This window comes from Streptomyces sp. NPDC005435, assembly GCF_040703155.1.
GTDB lineage: Bacteria > Actinomycetota > Actinomycetes > Streptomycetales > Streptomycetaceae > Streptomyces.
The window spans coordinates 13,628-36,787 of sequence record NZ_JBEXEQ010000010.1; the positions used below are offsets into that span (position 1 = coordinate 13,628).

At 72.9% G+C, this 23,160-nt stretch carries 22 protein-coding genes; 15 read left to right on the forward strand and 7 right to left on the reverse strand.

Going from position 1 to position 23,160, the window contains the following annotated elements:
• The first annotated feature begins 307 nt into the window (after positions 1-307).
• From AB0898_RS14345 to AB0898_RS14370, 6 genes are all read left to right on the forward strand, one after another.
• Positions 308-1,153 carry a RodZ domain-containing protein gene (locus tag AB0898_RS14345; protein ID WP_366803213.1) on the forward strand — a complete coding sequence of 282 codons (846 nt, stop codon included), beginning with the start codon at positions 308-310 and terminating at the stop codon, positions 1,151-1,153.
• A 115-nt stretch (positions 1,154-1,268) separates the two neighbouring features.
• Complete coding sequence (rimO, locus tag AB0898_RS14350) at positions 1,269-2,741, forward strand: 30S ribosomal protein S12 methylthiotransferase RimO (protein WP_366803214.1); 1,473 nt, start codon at positions 1,269-1,271, stop codon at positions 2,739-2,741.
• Positions 2,738-3,481 (forward strand): CDP-diacylglycerol--glycerol-3-phosphate 3-phosphatidyltransferase, encoded by a 744-nt coding sequence (gene pgsA / locus AB0898_RS14355; protein ID WP_366803215.1) that lies wholly within the window; start codon positions 2,738-2,740, stop codon positions 3,479-3,481. Before rimO ends, pgsA begins: the two co-directional genes overlap by 4 nt.
• Positions 3,478-4,023, forward strand: a complete 546-nt coding sequence (locus tag AB0898_RS14360) for a nicotinamide-nucleotide amidohydrolase family protein (protein WP_366803216.1) — start codon at positions 3,478-3,480, stop codon at positions 4,021-4,023. The genes pgsA and AB0898_RS14360 overlap by 4 nt, the downstream gene beginning before the upstream one ends.
• A gap of 109 nt (positions 4,024-4,132) precedes the next feature.
• The gene (locus AB0898_RS14365; RefSeq protein ID WP_018547420.1) at positions 4,133-4,507 is read left to right on the forward strand and encodes a helix-turn-helix domain-containing protein; all 375 of its coding nucleotides are present in this window, start codon (positions 4,133-4,135) and stop codon (positions 4,505-4,507) included.
• Positions 4,508-4,804: 297 nt separating this feature from the next.
• Positions 4,805-5,281, forward strand: a complete 477-nt coding sequence (locus AB0898_RS14370) for a DNA starvation/stationary phase protection protein (RefSeq protein ID WP_366803424.1) — start codon at positions 4,805-4,807, stop codon at positions 5,279-5,281.
• Positions 5,282-6,125: 844 nt separating this feature from the next.
• Here the strand turns inward: AB0898_RS14370 and AB0898_RS14380 are convergent.
• Complete coding sequence (locus AB0898_RS14380; RefSeq protein ID WP_366803217.1) at positions 6,126-6,968, reverse strand: DNA-formamidopyrimidine glycosylase family protein; 843 nt, start codon at positions 6,966-6,968, stop codon at positions 6,126-6,128.
• Positions 6,969-7,041: 73 nt separating this feature from the next.
• Positions 7,042-11,958, reverse strand: coding sequence for an ATP-dependent helicase (locus tag AB0898_RS14385; protein WP_366803218.1), 4,917 nt, complete (start codon positions 11,956-11,958; stop codon positions 7,042-7,044).
• A gap of 100 nt (positions 11,959-12,058) precedes the next feature.
• On the opposite strand from AB0898_RS14385, the gene AB0898_RS14390 reads away from it, so the two are divergent.
• From AB0898_RS14390 to AB0898_RS14400, 3 genes are read left to right on the forward strand one after another with little or no spacing between them, the layout of a single operon-like run.
• Positions 12,059-12,967: an AraC family transcriptional regulator gene (locus AB0898_RS14390; protein WP_366803219.1), complete on the forward strand. Its 909-nt coding sequence runs from the start codon at positions 12,059-12,061 to the stop codon at positions 12,965-12,967.
• Between the two features lie 59 nt (positions 12,968-13,026).
• Positions 13,027-13,803, forward strand: a complete 777-nt coding sequence (locus tag AB0898_RS14395) for an AzlC family ABC transporter permease (protein ID WP_366803221.1) — start codon at positions 13,027-13,029, stop codon at positions 13,801-13,803.
• Complete coding sequence (locus tag AB0898_RS14400; RefSeq protein WP_366803222.1) at positions 13,800-14,108, forward strand: AzlD domain-containing protein; 309 nt, start codon at positions 13,800-13,802, stop codon at positions 14,106-14,108. The genes AB0898_RS14395 and AB0898_RS14400 overlap by 4 nt, the downstream gene beginning before the upstream one ends.
• Positions 14,109-14,120: 12 nt before the next feature.
• On the opposite strand, the gene AB0898_RS14405 is transcribed toward AB0898_RS14400, so the two are convergent.
• Both AB0898_RS14405 and AB0898_RS14410 read right to left on the reverse strand, forming a co-directional pair.
• On the reverse strand, positions 14,121-15,065 hold the full coding sequence (locus tag AB0898_RS14405) for a hypothetical protein (RefSeq protein WP_366803223.1): 945 nt from the start codon (positions 15,063-15,065) through the stop codon (positions 14,121-14,123).
• Between the two features lie 215 nt (positions 15,066-15,280).
• Positions 15,281-15,688, reverse strand: coding sequence for a hypothetical protein (locus AB0898_RS14410; protein ID WP_366803224.1), 408 nt, complete (start codon positions 15,686-15,688; stop codon positions 15,281-15,283).
• A gap of 250 nt (positions 15,689-15,938) precedes the next feature.
• On the opposite strand from AB0898_RS14410, the gene AB0898_RS14415 reads away from it, so the two are divergent.
• Together AB0898_RS14415 and AB0898_RS14420 are read left to right on the forward strand one after the other, a co-directional pair.
• Positions 15,939-16,133: a DUF3046 domain-containing protein gene (locus AB0898_RS14415; RefSeq protein WP_366803225.1), complete on the forward strand. Its 195-nt coding sequence runs from the start codon at positions 15,939-15,941 to the stop codon at positions 16,131-16,133.
• Positions 16,134-16,297: 164 nt separating this feature from the next.
• Positions 16,298-17,557 (forward strand): AI-2E family transporter, encoded by a 1,260-nt coding sequence (locus AB0898_RS14420; protein ID WP_407078342.1) that lies wholly within the window; start codon positions 16,298-16,300, stop codon positions 17,555-17,557.
• A gap of 23 nt (positions 17,558-17,580) precedes the next feature.
• Here the strand turns inward: AB0898_RS14420 and AB0898_RS14425 are convergent, their stop codons facing one another.
• Positions 17,581-18,336, reverse strand: a complete 756-nt coding sequence (locus AB0898_RS14425; RefSeq protein WP_366803226.1) for a hypothetical protein — start codon at positions 18,334-18,336, stop codon at positions 17,581-17,583.
• A 158-nt stretch (positions 18,337-18,494) separates the two neighbouring features.
• Between AB0898_RS14425 and AB0898_RS14430 the strand changes: the two genes are divergently transcribed.
• The 4 genes from AB0898_RS14430 (at position 18,495) to recX (ending at position 21,899) form a co-directional block, all read left to right on the forward strand.
• Positions 18,495-19,286 (forward strand): thioesterase family protein, encoded by a 792-nt coding sequence (locus AB0898_RS14430; RefSeq protein WP_366803227.1) that lies wholly within the window; start codon positions 18,495-18,497, stop codon positions 19,284-19,286.
• Positions 19,283-19,582, forward strand: a complete 300-nt coding sequence (locus AB0898_RS14435) for a hypothetical protein (protein WP_366803228.1) — start codon at positions 19,283-19,285, stop codon at positions 19,580-19,582. The genes AB0898_RS14430 and AB0898_RS14435 overlap by 4 nt, the downstream gene beginning before the upstream one ends.
• A gap of 268 nt (positions 19,583-19,850) precedes the next feature.
• Entirely contained in the window at positions 19,851-20,969 is a 1,119-nt protein-coding gene (recA, locus tag AB0898_RS14440; protein ID WP_366803229.1) for a recombinase RecA, read from the forward strand.
• Between the two features lie 3 nt (positions 20,970-20,972).
• Positions 20,973-21,899, forward strand: a complete 927-nt coding sequence (gene recX / locus AB0898_RS14445) for a recombination regulator RecX (protein WP_366803230.1) — start codon at positions 20,973-20,975, stop codon at positions 21,897-21,899.
• A gap of 87 nt (positions 21,900-21,986) precedes the next feature.
• On the opposite strand, the gene AB0898_RS14450 is transcribed toward recX, so the two are convergent.
• Complete coding sequence (locus tag AB0898_RS14450) at positions 21,987-22,409, reverse strand: rhodanese-like domain-containing protein (RefSeq protein ID WP_366803231.1); 423 nt, start codon at positions 22,407-22,409, stop codon at positions 21,987-21,989.
• A complete protein-coding gene (locus tag AB0898_RS14455; protein WP_366803232.1) occupies positions 22,406-22,951 on the reverse strand; it encodes a cysteine dioxygenase in 546 nt (181 codons plus the stop codon). The genes AB0898_RS14450 and AB0898_RS14455 overlap by 4 nt, the downstream gene beginning before the upstream one ends.
• Positions 22,952-23,160: the final 209 nt, after the last annotated feature.

Below are 23,160 nucleotides of genomic sequence, written 5' to 3' on the forward strand. Positions count from 1 at the left end.
CGAAGCGGGCTCTAACACGCTGAAGGAGAGCGGGCCACCCGGCGTGTCGGTGTTGCGCCGGGTGGCCGCATCGCCGTGATCCACCCGTTAGATCTCGGCGGGCAACCGTTTCCCTTCGCAGTACGTCAAGTTGAGCGAGATGCGGGGTAGAGGTTTCCTTCGGAAGCCGATTCCCCCGTCCCGCCGTCGGACTGACCGGCCATTCCGATGGCGTACAAAGTCCCGTCGCCCGCTTGCCCCACCCTTTCGTACCCCGCCTAGACTGAACCTCCAGCACAGGTGGCTCACACGCTCGAAAGGCGCCCCCGTGTCCATCGGCAGCAACTCCCCCGAAGACGAGCGTCCGTTCCACGACGTACCCGACGAAAAGCGTCCTTCCGTCGGCCATGCCCTCAAGCAGGCGCGCCTCGCCGCCGGTCTGACGGTCAGCGACGTCAGCAACGCCACGCGCGTCCGTCTCGCCATCGTGCACGCCATAGAAGCCGACGATTTCGCGCCCTGTGGCGGCGACGTGTACGCCCGTGGGCACATTCGCACACTCGCCCGCGCCGTGCACCTCGACCCCGCGCCGCTGGTCGCGCAGTTCGACGCCGACCATGGCGGCCGGCCCGCGCCCACCCCGGCCGCGCCGCTGTTCGAGGCCGAACGCATCCGACCCGAACGGCGGGGGCCCAACTGGACGGCCGCCATGGTCGCCGCGATCGTCGTCGTGATCGGTTTCGTCGGCTTCACCGCCGTCAAGGGCGGCGACGGCGGCGGTGCCGACACGCAGGCCGCCGACGGCAGCCCCTCGCCCACCGTCACCAAGTCCCCGTCCGCCACGCCGACCACGGCCAAGCCCGTCACGCCGAAGTCCGACCCGTCCGACAGCGCCATCGCCGCCGCCCCGCAGGACAAGGTGACGGTCCAGGTCAGCGCGGCCAACGGGCGCAGCTGGATCTCCGCCAAGGACCACAACGGCCGGATGCTCTTCGACGGGCTGCTCGACAAGGGCCAGTCCAAGACCTTCCAGGACAGCTCCAAGATCAACCTCATCCTCGGCGACGCCGGGGCGATCCAGCTCTACGTCAACGGCAAGAAGATCGACGACGACTTCCGGCCGGGTGCCGTGGAGCGTCTGACCTACACCAAGGGCGACCCCGAGGTGGGCTGACCTACCGGGGTGACCTGGGGGCGACCTCGGGGTGAGCGGTGTTCCGACGGGGTTGGCCGGGTGCGGCCAACCCCGTCGACATAGGGTGCCGGTCAGACAAAGTAGTCTTGAGCCCATGCCTGAACGCCGTACCGTCGCACTCGTCACTCTCGGCTGCGCCCGTAACGAGGTGGACTCGGAGGAGCTCGCAGGCCGCTTGGAGGCGGACGGCTGGCAGCTCGTCGAGGACGCCGCGGACGCGGACGTCGCCGTCGTCAACACCTGCGGATTCGTCGAAGCCGCCAAGAAGGACTCCGTCGACGCCCTCCTGGAGGCCAACGACCTCAAGGACCACGGCAGAACCCAGGCCGTCGTGGCCGTGGGCTGCATGGCCGAGCGGTACGGCAAGGAGCTGGCCGAGGCGCTGCCCGAGGCCGACGGCGTGCTCGGCTTCGACGACTACTCCGACATCTCCGACCGGCTGCAGACCATCCTGTCCGGCGGCATCCACGCCGCCCACACCCCGCGCGACCGCCGCAAACTGCTGCCGATCAGCCCGGCCGAGCGCCAGGAATCCGCCGCCTCCGTCGCCCTGCCCGGCCACGGCCCCGTCGACCTCCCCGAGGGCCTCGCGCCCTCCTCCGGCCCGCGCGCGCCCCTGCGCCGCCGCCTGGACGGCTCCCCGGTCGCCTCGGTCAAGCTCGCCTCCGGCTGCGACCGGCGCTGCTCCTTCTGCGCCATCCCGTCCTTCCGGGGCTCCTTCATCTCCCGCCGCCCCAGCGACGTCCTCAACGAGACGCGCTGGCTGGCCGAGCAGGGCGTCAAGGAGATCATGCTCGTCTCCGAGAACAACACCTCCTACGGCAAGGACCTGGGCGACATCCGCCTGCTCGAGTCCCTGCTGCCCGAGCTGGCGGACGTGGACGGCATCGAGCGGGTGCGCGTCAGCTACCTCCAGCCGGCCGAGATGCGGCCCGGTCTGATCGACGTGCTGACCTCCACCCCGAAGGTCGTCCCGTACTTCGACCTCTCCTTCCAGCACTCCGCGCCGAACGTGCTGCGCTCCATGCGCCGCTTCGGCGACACCGACCGCTTCCTGGAGCTGCTGGACACCATCCGGTCCAAGGCACCCCAGGCCGGTGTGCGCTCCAACTTCATCGTCGGCTTCCCCGGCGAGAGCGAGTCCGACCTGGCCGAGCTGGAGCGCTTCCTGACCGGCGCCCGCCTGGACGCCATCGGCGTCTTCGGCTACTCCGACGAGGACGGCACCGAGGCCGCGACCTACGAGGGCAAGCTCGACGAGGACGTGGTGGCCGAGCGCCTCGCCCGCGTCTCGCGGCTCGCCGAGGAACTGGTCTCGCAGCGCGCCGAGGAGCGCCTCGGGGAGACCGTGCACGTCCTCGTGGAGTCCGTCGACGGCGAGGACGGCACCTACGGCCGAGGCGCGCACCAGGCGCCCGAGACCGACGGCCAGGTGCTGCTCACGAGCGGCGAGGGCCTGAGCGTCGGACGTATCGTCGAGGCCAAGGTGGTCGGCACGGAGGGTGTCGACCTGGTGGCCGAGCCGCTTCCGGGCTCGTCGGTGTGTAGCGAGGAGGCGGCCAGATGACCGGAGTCCCGGCATCCGCCTCGGGTGGCTCCCCGGGCGCGCGCAGCGCCTCGGAGCGGGCCGCCGACGGTGTTCCGGAGGTCTCCGGCCCCGCCCTCGCACCGGACGCGCGGCCCCTGCGCGGCGGCAAGCTCGCGGCCGCCGCCGTCAACCAGGCCAGCGTCTGGAACGTCGCCAATCTGCTGACCATGCTCCGGCTGGTCCTGGTGCCCGCCTTCGTGGTCCTGATGCTGGAGGACGGCGGCTACGACCCGGCCTGGCGTTCGTTCGCCTGGGCGGCCTTCGCCGTCGCCATGATCACCGATCTGTTCGACGGGCATCTGGCCCGCACGTACAACCTGGTCACCGACTTCGGGAAGATCGCCGATCCGATAGCGGACAAGGCGATCATGGGCGCGGCGCTCATCTGCCTGTCCTCGCTCGGTGACCTGCCCTGGTGGGTGACGGCGGTCATCCTCGGCCGGGAACTCGGCATCACGCTGCTGCGTTTCGTGGTCATCCGGTACGGGGTGATCCCGGCCAGCCGGGGCGGCAAGCTCAAGACGCTCACCCAGGGCATCGCCGTCGGCATGTACGTGCTCGCGCTGACCGGCTGGCTGGCCACCCTCAGGTTCTGGGTGATGGCCGCCGCGGTGATCCTCACCGTGGTCACCGGGGCCGACTATGTGAGACAGGCCATCGTGCTGCGCCGCCGGGGAATCGCGGAGCGCGCGGCGGCGTTGGAGGAACAGGAAGCGTGACGACCACGGCCACCCAACTGGTCCGGCTACTGACGGTGAGCGGAGAGACGCTCGCCGTCGCCGAGTCGCTGACCGGTGGCCTGGTCGCCGCTGAGATCACGGCGGTACCGGGGGCGTCCCGGGTCTTCCGTGGTTCGGTCACCGCTTACGCCACCGAGCTGAAGCACCGGCTCCTCGGTGTCGACGCCGCTCTCCTCGAGCGGCGCGGTGCGGTGGACCCGCAGGTCGCGGCCCAGATGGCCGCAGGGGTGCGCCAGGCCCTCGGGGCCGACTGGGGCATCGCCACCACGGGCGTCGCCGGCCCCGATCCGCAGGACGGGAACCCGGTGGGAACGGTCTTCGTCGCCGTCGCCGGACCGGCCGGAAAAAGCCCTGATTCCGCCCCCGGCGGAAAAGTGGAGGCCCTGCGGTTGAACGGCAGCCGTGCGGAAATTCGTAGGGAGAGTGTACGGAGCGTACTCGCCCTGCTTCTACGGGAGCTTGCGGGCGAACAGACCGGAAATGAGCGGGCACAGGATACGGAACGGAACGGGGGGTTTTGATGTTTGCAGCCCTGAGTGAACACGACATCGCTCCCCGCACGGCCGCGGCGCGAGGCGGTACGGTGGGGCGAGAAGGATGCGGCTACGCGGTCCGAGGAGGGAGCCACCGATGATTCTGCTCCGTCGCCTGCTGGGTGACGTGCTGCGTCGGCAGCGCCAGCGCCAGGGCCGTACTCTGCGCGAAGTCTCCTCGTCCGCCCGAGTCTCACTCGGCTATCTCTCCGAGGTGGAGCGGGGGCAGAAGGAGGCATCCTCCGAACTGCTCTCCGCCATCTGCGACGCGCTGGACGTACGGATGTCGGAGCTCATGCGGGAAGTGAGCGACGAGCTCGCGCTCGCCGAGCTCGCCCAGTCCGCCGCGGTCACCGACGCCGTCCCGGCGCCGGTCCGTCCGATGCTGGGTTCCGTCTCGGTGACCGGTGTGCCACCGGAACGGGTGACCATCAAGGCACCGGCCGAGGCGGTCGACGTGGTCGCCGCGTGAGGGTTGCGCGCGCGGCCTGACAGCCCCGAACGTGTGAAGCCCCGGCTGGGCTTCCCAGGGAGATCCTGGTGAGGCCCGGCCGGGGCTTTCGCATGTCCGTGCCTGTTCGCGTGCGCCGACTTTCCGGGGGTGTGCGCCCGCACTCCTCCGATCGGCGGGGCCTGGGCCGGGGCCCGGCGTGGCGGCTTGCGTCCCGGGAGTCCACCGTTTGCCGGGGTCGGCGGGGCCGGTCATGGTGGAGGCAGGCCGATGGAGGCAGGCCGCTGGCGGCTGCCCGAGAACCCCGGAGGAACGGCGATGTACGTGGTGAAGAGCCCGCTGCCCGAAGACGCGCTGAAGACCGTCTCCGACGCCCTGCAGGGCGCGCTCGTCGATCTGGTGGACCTCTCGCTGGTCGCCAAGCAGATCCACTGGAACGTCGTCGGACCGCGCTTCCGCTCCATACACCTCCAGCTGGACGACGTGGTCGCCTCCGCGCGCGCCCACTCCGACACGGTGGCCGAGAGGGCCTCCGCGCTCGGTGTCCCGCCGGACGGGCGGGCGGCCTCCGTGGCCTCCGGCAGCGGCATCGAGTCCCCGCCCGCCGGCTGGATCAGGGACACGGACGCGGTCGGTGCGATGGTCGACGCCCTCGGCTCCGTCATCACCCGTATGCGTGAACGGGTGCACGCGACCGGTGACGCGGACCCGGTGACCGAGGACCTCCTCATCGGGATCACCGGCGATCTCGAAAAGCACCATTGGATGTGGCAGGCGGAGAACTCCCAGGCGTAGGCGAATGCAGGGCACGGGCGGGGAGCGTGGCTCCCGGCCCTGCTCCGGTGAGCCCTCGGTGCGCCTTCCTCGCGGGACAGGCGGCGGTCTAGCGTCCGGCTGGAGGTGGCGGGCCATGGTGCGTGTGATGCGCTGGGGGGCTGTTCTCGGGCTGGGCGCGGTGTGGTGGTGGGCGGCCCTGCGGCTGGCCTTCGGGGACGGCGCGGGTGTCCTGGAGGGCTCCGTGGTGCTCGGCGGGTGGGGGCTGGGGGTCCTGCCGGTGCACTGTGTGGCCAGGGAGCGGGCGGCGGGGGCCGTGGGGCCGGGGCGGTGGCGGGAGGCTTGGCGGGGGAGCGGGGGCGGGAGCGGGGTGGTTTCGGGGATGCCCGAGGCGGGTGTCTGCGGGGCGGCTGCTTCCGGGCCGCCTGTTTCGGTGTCGTCTGCGGTGGGGCCGTCTCTTGCGGTGCCGGGCGGTCCTGGGGCGGGCGTCGGGGTGCCGCCTGCTTCGGCGCCGGGCGCGCCGGCGGGGCCCGGGGCGGCTGTCGCGATGCCGTCCGTGGAGCGGGGGGCCGGGGCGGGGGCGGATGTCGCGGTGCCGGGTGCCTCGGGGCCGGGTGGTCCGGGGGCGTCTGTTGCGGGGGCGTCTGTGGAGCGGGAGACCGGGGCGGGGGAGGGGCGCGCGGGGTGAGTGTTTCGGTCAGGGCGGGCGGGGCTGCGGTCCTGCTGGCCTGGCGCTGGCGCTGGGGTGAGTCGGGCCGGGGGCGGCTGCGGGGCCGTCTGTTCTCCGGGGTGTCTGCTTCGGGGCTGCCCGTGGAGGGAGGGGGCCGAGGCCGGGGAGACGCGCGGGCGGAATGGGTGCTCCCGGTCAGGACCGGCGGGGCTGCCGGTCGCGCCAGCGCTGGGGTGAGCCGGGGGCCGGTGCGGGGCCCGGCTGGCAGGTGGGGCACCAGTAGGTGGGGCGCTCCTGGGAGCCGTCGCCCTGGTCGGCCACCCGGACCGAGGTGCCGCAGCGCAGGCAGGGGCGGGGTGCGCGGCCGTACACGAAGAGGTCCTGCCGGTGCAGGCCCGTCGTCTGGCGGACCGGGCGGTCGCGGTTGATCTCCAGGAGCCGCTGGGCGACGGCCGGCAGCTGGGCGGCGCGGTCCTCCGGCAGCGCGCCGACCGGCAGCCAGGGGGTCACACCGAGCAGGAAGCACAGCTCGCTCTTGTAGATGTTGCCGATGCCGGCCAGGTTGCGCTGGTCGAGCAGGGCCTCGCCGAGCGGGCGGTCGGGTTCCCTCCGGAGGTTGGCGAGGGCGATTCCCGGGTTCCAGTCGGGGCCGAGCAGGTCCGGGCCGAGGTGGCCCACGACACGTTCCTCGTCGGTGGTGCGCAGGAATTCCAGCACCTGGAGGCGGTAGCCGACGGCCGTACGGTCGTCCGCGCCCAGGATCGCGCGAATCTGGTGCCCGGGACCACCGCGCCAGCGCTCACCGGGGCCGTACACCTTCCACGCGCCCTCCATGCGCAGATGCGTGTGCAGGGTCAGCCCGCCCTCGAAGCGGGTGAGCAGGTGCTTGCCGCGCGGGGCGGTGCTCAGGACCCGGCGGCCGGTGAGGTCGAGCGTCGCGTACCTCGGCACCCGGAAGTCGCCGCGGGTCAGCACCCGGCCCGCGAGCGCGTCGTGCAGCCGTTTCGCGGCCTGCCAGACCGTGTCACCTTCGGGCATGGCTCCAGCGTGCCACGGCGGGGCGCGGTGCGACTTCGGTCACTCGGGCGTGCTCTCGACGGTGCCCCCGTGCTCAGGTTCTGAGCCGCAGGCCGCGCGGGGTCGCGATGAAGCCCGCGTTCTCCAGGAGGGTGCCTATGGGCGAGGTCAGGGCCGGGGAGCCGTTGATCCGCTCCACCGTGACGGTGCCGAGGGAACCCGCGCGGGCCGCCGTAGCCAGGGTCTCGGCCGCCGCGCGCAGGCGCGGGTCGTCGGTCTCGGCGCCGTCCGGGGTGGACGGCCAGGCCAGCAGGGTCTTGCCGCCGCGCTCCATGTACAGCGTCAGCTCGCCGTCCACCAGGACGACCAGCGCACCCGCCTTGCGCCCCGGCTTGTGCCCGGCACCGGTCGGCGAGTCGGGCCACGGGAGCGCGGCGCCGTACGCGTTGGCGGGGTCGGCGGCGGCCAGGACCACCGCGCGGGAGTCGGGGGTACGGCCCCGGCGGCTCGCATACGTGTGATGCGTGCTCGCGCGGTTCGCGGCGGGGCCGGACGGGGACGCGGGGGAGCCGCCCCGGGGACCGCCGTAGCCCGCGCCCGCGAAGGGGGCGGCCGGGGCGTACGCGTCCGGTGCGGTGCCGTCGGCCTGCGGGGGCCACGCGAAGTCGCCGTCCGGGCCGGCCTGGCCGAGGGCGCCCGGGAACGGCGGGGTGCCGTCGGACGGCGCGAAGCCGTCCGGCGTGGTGGCGGGCGCGGGCAGGGCCTCCCCGCGATCGCGCGCGTTGGACACCGCGCGGAGCCGGTCGACCGCGCCGTCCATCGCGAACTGCGCGGCGCCCAGGCCTTCGACCACGTAACCGCGCCGGGCCTGACCGCTCTCCTCGAAGGCGGACAGCACCCGGTACACCGCGGAGAAGCCGCCCTCCACGCCCTCCGCCGCGACCGCGCCCCGGGTCACCACGCCGTGCCGGTCGAGCAGGGCGCGGGCGCGTGCGTGGGCGCGCACGGTGGTGTCCTGCTCGGGCGCGGGCAGCAGGGACCAGCGGCCTCCGACGGTCGGCGGGCCCGTACGGGAAGCCGCGCGCGCGGCCGCCGTCAGGGAGCCGTACCGCCCGCGCGGGATGTTGCGCTTGGCGCGGTGAGCTGTCGAACCGGCCGTACGACCCGAGCCGAGCAGCGAACGCATGGGCGCCAGCGTGTCGTTGGTGAGACGGCCAGCCCAGGCCAGGTCCCAGAGGGCGTCGGCCAGGTGGGCGTCGCTCGCCGTGGGGTGCGTGGTGGCGCGGACCTGGTCGGCGATCTGCCGGAAGAACAGGCCGTAGCCGCCCGAGAGGGCGTCGAGCACCGACTGGTGGAGCGGGGTCAGCTCCAGCGGGGGCGGCGGGGGCAGGAGCAGCGGGGCCGTGTCCGCGAGGTAGAGCGAGACCCAGCCGTCCTTGCCGGGCAGCGCGCCCGCTCCGGCCCACACGATCTCTCCGGCGGCGGTGAGTTCGTCGAGCATCGCGGGGCTGTAGTCCGCCACGCGGGACGGCAGGATCAGCTTCTCCAGGGCGGACGCGGGTACGGGCGCGCCCTGCAACTGCTCTACGGCGCGCACCAGTCCGTCGATGCCGCGCAGGGCGTGGCCCTTGCCGATGTGCTGCCACTGCGGCAGGAACTGCGCGAGCGCGGGCGGCGGGACCGGCTCCAGCTCGTGCCGCAGCGCGGCCAGCGAACGACGGCGCAGCCGCCGCAGTACCGTCGCGTCGCACCACTCCTGGCCGATGCCCGCCGGATGGAACTCGCCCTGTACGACACGGCTGCTCGCGGCGAGCCGCTGGAGGGCGCCCTCGGTGACCGCCACGCCCAGACCGAAGCGCGCGGCCGCGCTGGTGGAGGTGAACGGGCCGTGGGTGCGCGCGTACCGCGCGAGGAGGTCGCCCAGTGGGTCCTTGACCGGTTCGGTGAAGGCCTCGGGGACCCCGACCGGCAGGGCGGTGCCGAGCGCGTCGCGCAGCCGGCCCGCGTCCTCGACGGCCGCCCAGTGCTCCCGGCCCGCGATACGGACCTTGATGGCGCGACGGGTGGCGGCCAGCTCCGGCGCCCACTGCGGTTCGGCGCCGCGCTCCGCCAACTCCTCGTCGGTCAGCGGGCCGAGGAGGCGCAGCCGGTCCGCGACGCCCTCGACGTCCTTGATCCGGCGGTCCTCGGTGAGCCACTGGAGTTCGCGCTCCAGCTCCGTGAGCACGTCCGCGTCGAGCAGTTCGCGCAGCTCCGCCTGGCCGAGCAGCTCGGACAGCAGCCGGGAGTCCAGGGAGAGCGCGGCGGCCCTGCGTTCGGCGAGCGGGGAGTCGCCCTCGTACAGGAACTGGGCGACGTAGCCGAACAGCAGGGAGCGGGCGAACGGGGACGGTTCGGGGGTGGTGACCTCGACCATGCGGACCTTGCGGGACTCCAGGTCGCCCATCAGCTCGACCAGGCCCGGCACGTCGAACACATCCTGGAGGCATTCGCGGATCGCCTCCAGGACGATCGGGAATGAGCCGAACTCGCTCGCCACCTCAAGGAGTTGGGCCGCGCGCTGGCGCTGCTGCCACAGCGGGGTGCGCTTGCCGGGGTTGCGGCGCGGCAACAGCAGCGCGCGGGCGGCGCACTCGCGGAACCGGGAGGCGAACAGCGCGGAACTGCCCACTTGTTCGGTGACGATCCGGTCCACCTCGGCCTTGTCGAAGGCGACGTCCGCCGCGCCGACCGGAGCCTGCTCGCTGTCGAACTCCGTTCCCGTGCGCACGGGTTCGTGGTCGAGGAGGTCGAGGCCCATCAGGTCGGCGTCGGGCAGCCGCAGCACGATGCCGTCGTCGGCGTGCATGACCTGGGCGTCCATGCCGTACCGCTCGGACAGGCGGGCGCCCAGCGCGAGCGCCCAGGGGGCGTGCACCTGGGCGCCGAAGGGGGAGTGGATGACGACGCGCCAGTCACCGAGTTCGTCACGGAAGCGCTCGACCACGATCGTGCGGTCGTCGGGGACATGGCCGCAGGCTTCTCGCTGTTCGTCCAGGTAGGACAGCACGTTGTCCGCCGCCCAGGCGTCCAGGCCCGCCGTGAGCAGGCGCAGCCGGGCGTCCTCCTTGGACAGCGAGCCGACCTCGCGCAGGAACGCGCCCACCGCGCGGCCCAGTTCGAGCGGGCGGCCCAGCTGGTCGCCCTTCCAGAACGGCAGTCTGCCCGGCACCCCGGGCGCGGGGGAGACCAGCACCCGGTCGCGGGTGATGTCCTCGATCCGCCAGGAACTCGTGCCCAGCGTGAACACGTCGCCCACGCGCGACTCGTAGACCATCTCCTCGTCCAGCTCGCCGACCCGGCCGCCGCCCTTCTTGGGGTCGGACCCGGCGAGGAACACGCCGAACAGGCCGCGGTCGGGGATCGTGCCGCCGGAGGTGACCGCGAGCCGCTGCGCGCCCGGACGGCCGCTGATCGTGCCAGCCACGCGGTCCCACACCACGCGCGGGCGCAGCTCCGCGAACGCGTCGGACGGGTAGCGCCCCGCGAGCATGTCCAGGGTGGCCGTGAACGCCGACTCGGGCAGGGAGGCGAAGGGCGCCGCGCGGCGCACCATGGCGAGCAGGTCGTCGTACTGCCAGGTGTCCAGCGCCGTCATGGCGACGAGCTGCTGGGCGAGCACGTCCAGCGGGTTGGACGGCACCTTCAGGGACTCGATGCGTCCCGAGCGCATCCGCTCGGTGACCACCGCGGCCTGCACCAGGTCGCCCCGGTACTTCGGGAAGACCACGCCGGTGGAGACCGCGCCGACCTGGTGGCCCGCGCGGCCCACGCGCTGGAGGCCGGAGGCGACCGAGGGCGCGGACTCCACCTGGACGACGAGATCGACCGCGCCCATGTCGATGCCCAGCTCCAGGCTGGAGGTGGCGACCACGGCGGGCAGCCGGCCCGCCTTCAGGTCCTCCTCGACCAGGGCGCGCTGCTCCTTGGAGACCGAGCCGTGGTGCGCGCGGGCGATCACCGGCGGCGCGCCCTGGGCGGCGCCCGAACCGCCCATCAGCTGGGCCGGGGCGTGGTGTTCGTCGAGCTTCTCGCCGGTGGCGCGCTCGTAGGCGATCTCGTTGAGCCGGTTGCACAGCCGCTCCGCCAGGCGGCGGGAGTTGGCGAACACGATGGTCGAGCGGTGGGACTGCACCAGGTCCGCGATCCGCTCCTCGACATGGGGCCAGATCGACGGCTTCTCGGCGCCCTCGCTCCCGTCGGCCGCCGGGGAGCCGCCCAGCTCGCCCATGTCCTCCACCGGGACGACCACCGACAGGTCGAACTCCTTGCCGGACTCCGGCTGGACGATCTCCACCTTGCGGCCGGGAGAGAGGAACCGGGCCACCTCGTCCACCGGGCGGACGGTCGCGGACAGGCCGATGCGGCGGGCGGGCCTGGGCAGCAGCTCGTCCAGCCGCTCCAGGGTCAGCGCGAGATGCGCGCCGCGCTTGGTGCCCGCGACCGCGTGCACCTCGTCCAGGATCACCGTCTCGATGCCGGTCAGCGCGTCGCGCGCGGCGGAGGTCAGCATGAGGAACAGCGACTCGGGGGTGGTGATCAGGATGTCCGGCGGGCGCGTGGTCAGCGCGCGGCGCTCGGCGGGCGGGGTGTCGCCGGAGCGGATGCCCACCTTGACCTCGGGCTCGGGCAGGCCGAGGCGGACCGACTCCTGGCGGATGCCGGTCAGCGGGCTGCGCAGATTGCGCTCCACGTCGACCGCGAGGGCCTTCAGCGGTGAGACGTACAGCACCCGGCAGCGCTTCTTCGGGTCGGCCGGGGGCGGTGTGGAGGTCAGCCGGTCCAGCGCGGCGAGGAACGCGGCCAGCGTCTTGCCGGAGCCGGTCGGGGCGACCACCAGCGCGTCCGAGTCCTCCTGAATGGCCCGCCAGGCGCCTTCCTGGGCCTCGGTGGGCGCGGAGAACGCCCCCGTGAACCAGCCGCGGGTCGCGGGGGAGAAGCCGTCGAGGGCCGAAGGCGCGGAGCTGACCATGCATCCATCCTGCACCCCGCCACTGACAATCCGCCTGACCTGCGCAAACGGGACGCAAGCGGGCCGCGCGGACCGGCCTTGCGTGGCGGAGAATGGGCCCATGTCTTCAGGGGAGCGGGCAGGGTCTTCGACGGAGGGGGCGTCGTCCTCGGCGGAGGGGGCGACGTCCTCGACGGAGCGCGCACGGCACTGGCGGTCCGATGAACTGCCCGGCGTGGATCTGCTGCGGGCCCGCTACATCCGCAAGACCTTCGTCCGGCACACCCACGAGAGCTTCGTGATCGCGGCCATCGCCGACGGGGTCGAGGTCTTCCAGCACGGCGGCAGCGACGTGTCGGCGGGCGCCGGAGCCCTCGCGCTGGTCAACCCGGACACCCCGCACACCGGCCGGGCCGGCGTCCCCGAGGGCTGGCGGTACGGCGCGGTCTACCCCTCGCCCGAGGTGGTGGCCCGGATCGCCGCCGAGACGACCACCCTCCGGGGCACCCCGGGCTTCGTCACCCCGGTGCTCGACGACCCGTACGCCGCCCGCCTGGTCCACCAGGTGCTGCGCGCTGTCGACGAGGGCAACGCGCTGGCCGCCGACACCCTGCTGAGCCTCGCCGTGACCAGGCTGCTGCGGCTCAACGGCGGCCCGCTGCCCGAGCGGCGCCCCCGGAGCGCCGGAGCCTTTCTCGCCGCACGCGCGCGTGCCGTGCTCCAGGAGCGGATGGCCGCCCCGCCCACGCTGGAGCGGCTCGCCGCCGACCTCGGCACCAGCCCGTTCGCCCTGCTGCGCGCCTTCCGCGCCGCCTACGGGATGCCGCCGCACACCTGGCTGACCGACGCCCGCGTGCGCCGCGCACGGCTCCTCCTGGACGCGGGCAGTGCGCCCGCCGAGGCCGCCGTCGCCGTCGGCTTCACCGACCAGCCCCACCTCAACCGGCACTTCACCCGGATCGTGGGGGTGCCGCCGGGGGCGTACCGGCGCGAGCGCCACCAGGGGCCCGCGAGCGGCACCGGAGGCTGAGAAGGCGGGCGCAAGAACGTACAAGACCCGCGCGCGCGAGCGGCCGTAACGTCCGGGGCGTGGCACAGCAACAGACAGCACCAGAGGACAGGGCCGCCCAGGAGGCGGCACGGCCGGACAGCGCCGTCGTACGGGACGCACTCGGGGTGGGCGTCGCCGTGGGGCTCTCCGGATTCGCCTTCGGCGTCACCTCGGCCGGCAGCGGGCTCGGGCTGCTCCAGACCTGCGCGCTCAGCCTCCTGGTGTTCACCGGCGCCTCCCAGTTCGCGCTGGTGGGGGCGCTCGCCGCCGGAGGCGGCCCGTACACGGCCGCCGCCGGGGCGTTCTTCCTCGGCGTGCGCAACGCGTTCTACGGACTGCGGCTGTCCCAGGTGCTGTCGCTCTCGCGCGCGGTACGGCCGTTCGCCGCGCAGTGGGTGATCGACGAGACCACCGCCGTCACCCTGGCGCAGCGCGACCGGCGCGGCGCGCGGCTCGGCTTCACCGTCACCGGGCTCAGCCTGTACGTGCTGTGGAACCTGACCACACTGCTCGGCGCGCTGGGCGCCCGCGCCATCGGCGACACCGACGCCTGGGGCCTGGACGCGGCCGGACCCGCCGTCTTCCTGGCCCTGCTCGCGCCCATGCTGCGCACCACCACCGAGCGCGCGGTCGCGGGCCTCGCGGTCCTGCTCGGCCTCGGCCTGCTGCCCGTGCTGCCCGCCGGAGTACCGGTCCTGGTGGCGGCGCTCGCGGCACCGCTCGCCCTGCTCGCGGAGCGCCGCGTCACCGGCCGGGACGGCGACGGCATCCCGGACCCGGCTCCCCTGCCGGACGGATCGGAGGAGGACCGTTGAACACCTGGATCGCGATCGGCATGACCGCCGTCGGCTGTTACGCCGTCAAGCTCGCCGGACTGCTCGTCCCCGCCGGAGCCATGGAACGGCCCCTGGTACGGCGCCTCGCCGCCCTGCTCCCCGTCGCCCTCCTGGCCGCGCTCACGGCCCAGCAGACCTTCTCCGACGGCCACGCCCTGGTCCTGGACGCGCGCGCGGCCGGTGTCGCGGCGGCCGCCGTCGCCCTGGTGCTGCGCGCGCCGTTCCTGGTGGTGGTCGCGGTGGCCGTGGCGGTGACGGCGGGGGTGCGGATGCTGGGTGGGTGACGGGAGCCGGCTTCACCCCACGTAGCGGCCGTACGCCCTGAGGGTGCGCAGCGCGTCGATCGTCACGGCGGGACGGGCCTCCAGGGCCGGTACCGGTGCCCACTGGCGCCAGCGGACCGGCCAGCCGCCGTCCTCCTCCTGCTCGCCGGCGAGGAAGTCCAGGGAGCGGGCCATCTCCTCGTCCGTGAACCACGCGCGCGCGAGCGAGTCCGGAGTACGCGCGAAGTCGTGCGGGAAGTGGTGCTCGGCCGGGGCGTAGCCCGGCGCGACCGGATACGCGTCGAGACGGTCCGGCTCCAGCGCCGCGAGCCGCTGTTCGCGCACCAGGCGCCCGAGCCGGTCGGCGGCCGCCTCCGCGCGCGGGCGGTCGGGCACGGAGTCCAGGAAGGCCACGGCCGCCTCCACCTCGTAGGGGTGGGACTTCTCCAGCGACTCCACCGCCTCCCAGCAGAAGTCGGTGGCCCGGAACAGCCACGCGTGCCACACCTCGTTGCGGTGCAGCAGCCCCACCACGGGCCCGGTCGCGAGCAGTTCGCTCGGCGGGTCGTCCACGATCGGCACGAACGGCGCCGCCGGATAGCCGCGCTGAGAGGGGTCCACGGCGGGCAGCGCGCCGTCCATGGTGGACACCGAGGTCAGATAACGGCACACGCGCTCCACCCGCTGTCCTCCGCACCGCCCCACCGCGTCCAGCACGTGCAGCGCGCGGGCGGTGTGCAGCGGCTGGCTCACCGGGCCGCGCAGATCGGGTTCGAGAGCGTGGCCGTAGCCGCCGTCGTCATTGCGATAGGCGTCCAGCGCCGCCTCCACCGGGTCGGCGGCGCCGTTCAGGAAGTGGAACGCGAACAGCCGCTGCTCCAGTACGCGCGCGGTGAGCCAGACGAACTGCTCGGCACGGAAGAGCGGGGAGTGCGCCGGGGGCACAGGGGGGCGTGGGGTGGCTCCTGAGTCGGACATGGGTCAGACCGTAGGCCGGAACGGGGTCCTTGTGTACGGTCCGGGACAGGCGCACCCCCAGGGCGGGACACCGGAGTCGTGCGGTTGACGGTCTTCTCGCGGCGGACGGGGCCGGCCGTGGTCGGGCCGGGCTGAACGGCACGGCGCGGGCCGCGTGCCGTTCAGGACGCGTCAGACGTGTGCCCACCCCTCGGGCACACCCGGTCCGGTCAGGCTCAGGCGCAGGCCAGTTCCCAGGGGCTGTAGGTGCCGGACACGTACGTGCCGCCGTCTTCCAGGCCGACCCGGAAGTAGAAGCAGGCACCCTCGGCGAAGTCCTCGTTGACGAGGTGGCCTTCCGCGAAATCGAGACCGTTGTATCCGCCGGTGTAGTCGACGTAGGTCCTTGGGTCGGAAGTGCTGGCGAGGCCCTTGGTCGGCTGCGTCCACTCCAGGCGAACGCCTCGGCCGTCCTTGCACGCGTCGAGGATCCGGAAGTTGTCCCCGTCGCTCTTGAACTGGGCGAAGCCGCATGAGTCCGGCGTGTCCGTCCAGGTGGTCAACGCACTGGCGGAGGTGGTGACCCCGAGGGTTATGGCAGCCGCTGCCGCCGCGACCACGGCGAACCGCTTGACGTGATTCATGATGCTCCTCATGCGATCCGGGTAGTGTCGTCGACTGCGACCAGATGCCCCCGTGATCTTGGTCAGGACTATGTCCAGCGGAGAGGCTCCCGGACAACCCCTCAAGTGCTCTCCTTTACCTGTGAAATACCTGAATTTGCCTTCAGGACACACAGGCACGTGCAAGGCGGCCTTCCTGGACACCCCCGGCGGTCGTACTCGGGCGCGAAGGGTGGGAACATGCAGGTCATAGCGGCTGTGGAGTGGATTCATGAGGTTGACGGTCTTTTGGCAGCGGATGGCGGAACACTTCGGCGCGGGGTACGCCGAGACGTTCGCGCGCGATCACGTGATGTCCGAACTGGGCGGACGCACGGTGAACGAGGCGCTGGACGCGGGCTGGGCCGCCAAGGACGTCTGGCGGGTCGTGTGCACGGTCATGGACGTGCCGGGCGAGAAGCGCTGATATCCGCGCACCTGTGACGACCTGCCGCGCCGGACGGAAGGCGCCCGCGACATACGCGGATCGCCCGGCCGCGGGGGCCGTCCGCCGGCGTATGTGTCCACGGTCATAGGCCGAGCCGGTCCCGAGCGGCACCGGCTGTCGGCGGCGTGGGCGAGACTTGGCCCGTGGCACCTACTGACGACCTCGACGACCGGCCCACGGCATCCCCGGCCGGGCCCCCGGCGCCCCCGGCCGAACCGGTGGCGCCCGCCGCTGCGACGGCCGACGGCACCGCCCCGCGCAACGCGCGCATGCCGCGCTGGCTGCCGCGCGCCATGGTGCTCGCGCTCGCGCTCATCGCCACGTTCCAGTTCGGCAGCTGGGCGTTCCACCAGCTGACCGGGCTGCTGATCAACATCCTGATCGCGTTCTTCCTGTCGCTCGCGATCGAACCGGCCGTCAGCCGGATGTCCGCGCGCGGGATGCGCCGGGGACTCGCCACCTTCCTGGTCTTCCTCGGCCTCGCGGTCGTCACGGCGGGCTTCGTCACCCTGCTCGGCTCCATGCTGGCCGGACAGATCATCAAGATGATCGAGGGTTTCCCGGAGTACCTGGACTCGTTGATCAACTGGATTAACCAGACCTTCCACACGCAGCTCAAGCGCGTCGACGTGCAGGAGGGGCTGCTGCACTCCGACTGGCTGCGCAAGTACGCGCAGAACAGCGCGGCCGGTGTCCTCGACGTGTCCGCCCAGGTGCTCGGCGGCCTCTTCCAGCTCCTCACCGTCGGGCTGTTCTCGTTCTACTTCGCCGCCGACGGGCCCCGGCTGCGGCGCGGCCTGTGCTCGGTCCTGCCGCCCGCGCGCCAGGCCGAGGTGCTGCGCGCCTGGGAGATCGCGGTCGACAAGACCGGCGGCTACATCTATTCGCGCGGCCTCATGGCGCTCATCTCCGGTGTCGCGCACTACGTCCTGCTCCAGGCGCTCGGCGTGCCGTACGCGCCCGTGCTCGGTGTCTGGGTGGGCCTGGTCTCGCAGTTCATCCCGACCATCGGCACCTACCTCGCGGGCGCGCTGCCGATGCTGATCGCGTTCACCGTGGCGCCCTGGTACGCGGTGTGGGTGCTGGTCTTCGTCGTGGTCTACCAGCAATTCGAGAACTACATGCTCCAGCCCAAGCTGACCTCCAAGACCGTCGACATCCACCCGGCGGTCGCCTTCGGCTCGGTCATCGCGGGCACCGCCCTGCTCGGCGCGGTCGGCGCCCTGATCGCCATCCCCGCGGTCGCCACGCTCCAGGCGTTCCTCGGCGCGTACGTGAAGCGCTACAAGGTCACGGACGACCCGCGCGTCCAGGGACACCGCCTGCGCGCCAACCGGCCCGGGATGCTTCCCCGCCTGCTGTGGGCGCGCGAGCGGCCGGCGGAGGAGGAGGCGCCGTCCTGACGGGACGGGCGTAGCGGGCCGGCTCAGTACGTCAGCACGGCCCACACCACGGCCCCGGCGACCGCCGCGGCGTAGCAGCCGGTGGCCGTCGCCACGATCCGCCACCGGGTCCGCGCGCTCGCGGAGGTGCGGGACAGCAGCCAGGCCAGCAGCGGCAGGACCAGCACGGCGTGCAGGCTCACCCCGTGCAGCGGCTTGAGTGGCGCCGTCGAGTGGTACGCGGCCTCCTGGTGGCCGGTGCGCGTGAGGACCACCCCGCGCGCGATCATGACCGCGCCGGAGGCGAGCGCCACCAGCAGGATCGCGAACCCGGAGCGCACCGCGAGCGCCATCCCCGCCGGTCCGCCGGGCCGGCGGCGGAAGGACGCGACGGCGAAGACGGCGAGCACCACCACCAGGACGCCGCCCCCGACCGCGAGCACCATGGAGACGCCCGCGTCGAACGGCGTCTCCATGTTCAGATGCGAGGGCACCCGCCGCCACGCCTGGAGCGTGATCCCGCCGACCTCCACCACACAGTCGGCGGCGAAGACGGCGAGCAGCACCACGCGCGTGCGCGCGCCGAGACGCACGTACGACGTGACCCAGGTGACGGCCATGAGGGTCACCCCGAAGGACAGCCCGAACGTGACCGGCTTGCGCCAGGAGACCGGGCCGTCCCACGGGCCGCCGTCGACCGCGAACACCACCAGGTGGACGAGACCGGAGAGCACGAGGAGCAGGCCGGTCGCATGGCAGAGGCGTTCGACGGCGCGTTCGGTGGCGCGTGGATTCTTCACGCGCCCCAGGTTTCCGGGGGCACCCGGGCGCGGTCGTCGTACGGCCGGAGGCACCTGCCGTACGACGCCGGGAGCAGCGGGGGGCGCGTGCCGCTCCAAGATCCGGTACTGGCACGCTGGCACCGCCCGATCCGTTCGGCCGAGAGGTGAGTGTCTTCGTGAGCGCCGGCAGCTACTACGAGCCCATCGACGAGTACCGCTACAAGCCCACCCCGCATGCCGGTGGCGCCTGGGACGCCGACGAACAGCACTTCAGCCCGCTGGGCGGTCTCGTCGTCCACGCCATCGACCGCCACCTGGCCGGACGGCCGGACAGCGCTCTGGTGCCGTCCCGGATCAGCTTCGACATCCTCGGGCGTCTCGCCCTCGACGAGTGCGAGATCAGGGTGGAGACCGTCCGGCCCGGCCGCACCATCGAGCTGGTCGAGGCCGTCGTGCTCATCGCGGGCCGCCCGGTGGTGCGTGGCCGCGTGTGGTTCCTCGCGGCCGGTGACACGGCACCGGTGGCCGGGGGAGCACCCGAACCGCTCACCCCGCCCGACGCGCTCGCGCCCTGGCCGATGTCCTCGCTCTGGCCGGGCGGCTACATCGCCTCCCTGGACGCGCGTCCGGTCACGCCCCCGTGCCCCGGCCGCGCGACGGTCTGGGTCACCAGCGGACTCGACCTGGTCGCCGGTCAGCCCGCGAGCCCGCTCGCCTCCTACGTGGCCCTCGTGGACACCGCCAACGGCATCGCGGTCCGTCAGCCGCCCACCGAGTGGATGTTCCCCAACGTCGACCTGACGATCCATCTGTACCGCCGCCCCGAGGGCCCCTGGACCGGCCTCGACACCTCGGTGGTCTTCGGCCCCACGGGTCAGGGCGTGACGAGCACGGTCCTGCACGACATCCACGGCCCGGTCGGCCAGGCGCAGCAGATGCTGACGGTCCGGCGCATGGGGAAGTCGTGACGGCCGGGAGCTGGCAGCTCAAGCGGGGCGACTCCCTCGTCGGAACGCTGACGCTCGAAGGCGCCGACATGTTCTGGACGGACTGCCTCTTCCGGCCCGGTCCCGCCTGGGAGACCGTCCGTCCGCTGTTCGAGGCGTCGGAGGAGGCATGGGAGCGCGACGACGAGGACGCCGCCCTGGCCGCCGAGGAGGCGGTCTACGAGGCGGGGCTCGTGCTGGTCCCCGGGGATGGCGGGGTTCCGCTGACGGACTTCCTGCTCCGTGTCTCCGGCGCGACCGCGCGCTTCCGGGTCTAGCGAGGGGGCCGCGCCAGGGCCCGGCGAGCGGACGCACCCGGGCCCACTCGACCACGCGGCTTTCACCCCCGGGGACGCTTGACACAAAAATCGAACATCCATTCTGATGGAAGCTCGGGCGAGGCTTCTGGTGGGCGTTTCGTGGTGTTTCAGGCAGAAACGTCCCCTAGTTATCCACAGGCCGGACCGGCGTCGGGGCGCGTTGTCAGTGGCAGGCGTTAGCGTCTTTGACGTGAAGCGATCGACTCAAGCAAACCGGGTGGAACCCATGGCAGGAACCGACCGCGAGAAGGCGCTCGACGCCGCGCTCGCACAGATTGAACGACAATTCGGCAAGGGCGCTGTCATGCGCATGGGCGAGCGGTCGATGGAGCCCATCGAGGTCATCCCCACCGGGTCGACCGCTCTCGACGTCGCCCTCGGCGTCGGCGGCCTGCCGCGCGGCCGCGTCGTGGAGATCTACGGCCCCGAATCCTCCGGCAAGACGACCCTGACCCTGCACGCCGTGGCCAACGCCCAGAGGGCCGGCGGCCAGGTCGCCTTCGTGGACGCGGAGCACGCCCTCGACCCCGAGTACGCGAAGAAGCTCGGCGTCGACATCGACAACCTGATCCTCTCCCAGCCCGACAACGGCGAGCAGGCGCTGGAGATCGTGGACATGCTGGTCCGCTCCGGCGCGCTCGACCTCATCGTCATCGACTCCGTCGCCGCGCTCGTCCCGCGCGCGGAGATCGAGGGCGAGATGGGCGACAGCCACGTCGGTCTCCAGGCCCGTCTGATGAGCCAGGCGCTCCGGAAGATCACCAGCGCGCTCAACCAGTCCAAGACCACCGCCATCTTCATCAACCAGCTCCGCGAGAAGATCGGCGTCATGTTCGGCTCGCCGGAGACCACGACCGGTGGCCGCGCGCTGAAGTTCTACGCCTCGGTGCGCATCGACATCCGCCGCATCGAGACCCTGAAGGACGGCACGGAGGCGGTCGGCAACCGCACCCGCTGCAAGGTCGTCAAGAACAAGGTCGCGCCGCCCTTCAAGCAGGCCGAGTTCGACATCCTCTACGGCCAGGGCATCAGCCGCGAGGGCGGTCTGATCGACATGGGCGTGGAGCACGGCTTCGTCCGCAAGGCCGGCGCCTGGTACACGTACGAGGGCGACCAGCTCGGCCAGGGCAAGGAGAACGCGCGCAACTTCCTCAAGGACAACCCCGACCTGGCCAACGAGATCGAGAAGAAGATCAAGGAGAAGCTGGGCGTCGGCGTCCGTCCCCAGGAGCCCGCGGCCGAGCCCGGCGCGGACGCGGCGGTCACCCCCGCTGCCGCCGCCGACACCAAGACGGCTCCGGCGGCCAAGGCCACCAAGCCCAAGGCCGCCGCAGCCAAGAGCTGACCCATGACGCGCCGAACCGACTGGGCCGAGCACGAGTACGCCTCCCCCGGTGCCCCACGGGGGAGGGGCATCGGGGGCGACTCCGCCTCCGCCACGGCCGGCGACGACCTGGGGTACGGGGACGAGGTGTACGGGGGCCGCGATCACCGGCCCGGTGACCACGGCCACGACACGCACGAGGTCCATGGTCACGGGGGCCATGGGGACGACGGGCACGACGGACGCGGCGGGTACGACGGACCCGGCGCATACGGCGACCCGGCGTACGACCGGCCCGGCCAGGACGGCCCGGGGCCGTCCGGCGGCCGCCGGGGGTCCGCCAGGCGCGGTCGACGACGCCGCTTCGGGGAGACGGGCGGAGAACCGGGCGGTGAGACCGAGGACTCCCTCTCCTCGTCGAGGGGCGAGCGCGGGGAGTCCTCGGCGTCGGCGGACCCGGCCGAGCGGGCGCGGAACATCTGTCTGCGCCTGCTCACCGGTACGCCGCGCACCCGCAAGCAGCTCGCGGACGCCCTGCGCAAGCGGGAGATCCCCGAGGAGGTGGCCGACGAGGTGCTGTCGCGGTTCGAGGAGGTCGGACTGATCAATGACAGTGCCTTCGCGGACGCCTGGGTGGAGTCACGGCACCACGGCCGGGGGCTCGCGCGTCGCGCCCTCGCCCGTGAACTGCGGACCAAGGGCGTCGACTCGGCGCTGATCGACGAGGCCGTGGGGCAGCTGGACTCCGAACAGGAGGAGGCGACCGCCCGCGACCTGGTGGACCGCAAGCTGCGGGCGACCCGGGGCCTCGACCGCGACAAGCGGCTCCGCCGCCTGGCCGGGATGCTCGCCCGCAAGGGCTACCCGGAGGGCATGGCCCTCCGCGTCGTCCGCCAGGCGCTGGAGGAGGAGGGGGAGGACACGGAGTTCCTGGAGGGCGAGGGCTACTGAGGGGAGCGTTCGGCGAAGGTTCCCGAGGAGCCCGGGGCAGCGGCTTCCGGTCGCGCCCTCCGAGGGCCCCGGCGCCGGACCCCGCCCTCAGCCCCCCGTCGACTCCACCGGCAGCCCCGCCGCACGCCACGCCTGGAAGCCGCCCACCACGTCCGTCGCCCGGCGCAGACCGAGCTGGTGGAGGGAGACGGCGGCCAGGCTGGAGGCATAGCCCTCGTTGCAGAGGACCAGGACGCGTACGTCGTGGCCGGTGGCCTCGGGGACGCGATGGCTGCCCTGAGGGTCGAGCCGCCACTCCAGTTCGTTGCGCTCGACGACGAGGGCGCCCGGGACCAGCCCGTCCCGCTCACGCAGCGCCGCGTACCGGATGTCGACCAGCAGGGCGTCACCGGCACGCGCCGCCTCGTACGCCTCGCGGGCCTCCACGCGCCGGTAACCCTGGCGCACCCGCTCCAGCAACTCGTCGATGCCGACGGGGTGTTCGTCCGTGCCGGGGCGGCCGTCGCTCACTGCCAGTCCTCCGGGAGTTCCACCTGCTCCAGGCGCAGTACCTGACCGGTGCGACTGTAGCGGCGGATGCGCGGCAGCGGCGGGTAGTAGGCGTGGACGGAGACGGCGTGCCGGTCGGGGGACTCGTTGAGCACCTCGTGCACATGGTGGCGGCCGAAGGCGCGGCCCTGTCCGGCCGGCAGCCGGCGTTCGCGGTCGACGCCGTCGGTGAGTTCGAGGGTCCGCCAGCCGTCGGTGGGGAGCCGGGCGGCCAGCGCGTTCTCCTTCAGCTCGCCCGAGGCGGTGAGGAAGGCGCCGACGGAGTCGGCGTGGTCGTGCCAGCCGGTGCCGGTGCCGGGCGGCCAGCCGATCAGCCAGGCCTCGCTGCCACCGGGACCCGTCAGCCGCACCCAGGTACGGCCCTCGGGATCGAGCGGGAGCGAGGCGATCAGCTCCGTGTCGGCGGCCGTACGCCGCACGAAGTCGAGCAGTTCCGCCTGCGTGGGGGCCGCGGCGGCGGCCGGAGACGGGAGAGGGGAAGAGGACACGGGGGAGACAGACACGTGCACCGTCCTGAGAAGGGTTCGCCGAACGGGCGCGCGACGGCGCCCGGAGAAGGGGATGCGAATTCAGCAGGACGGACGACACACGCAGCCCACGTAGCGGACGAGGTCCATATGGACCCTCCGCCACAGGCGCACACAGGTGTCGGTCACGATTCGGAGTACAGCACGCGCCGGACCCCGAATCAATCCATGGTCACCATGTGGAC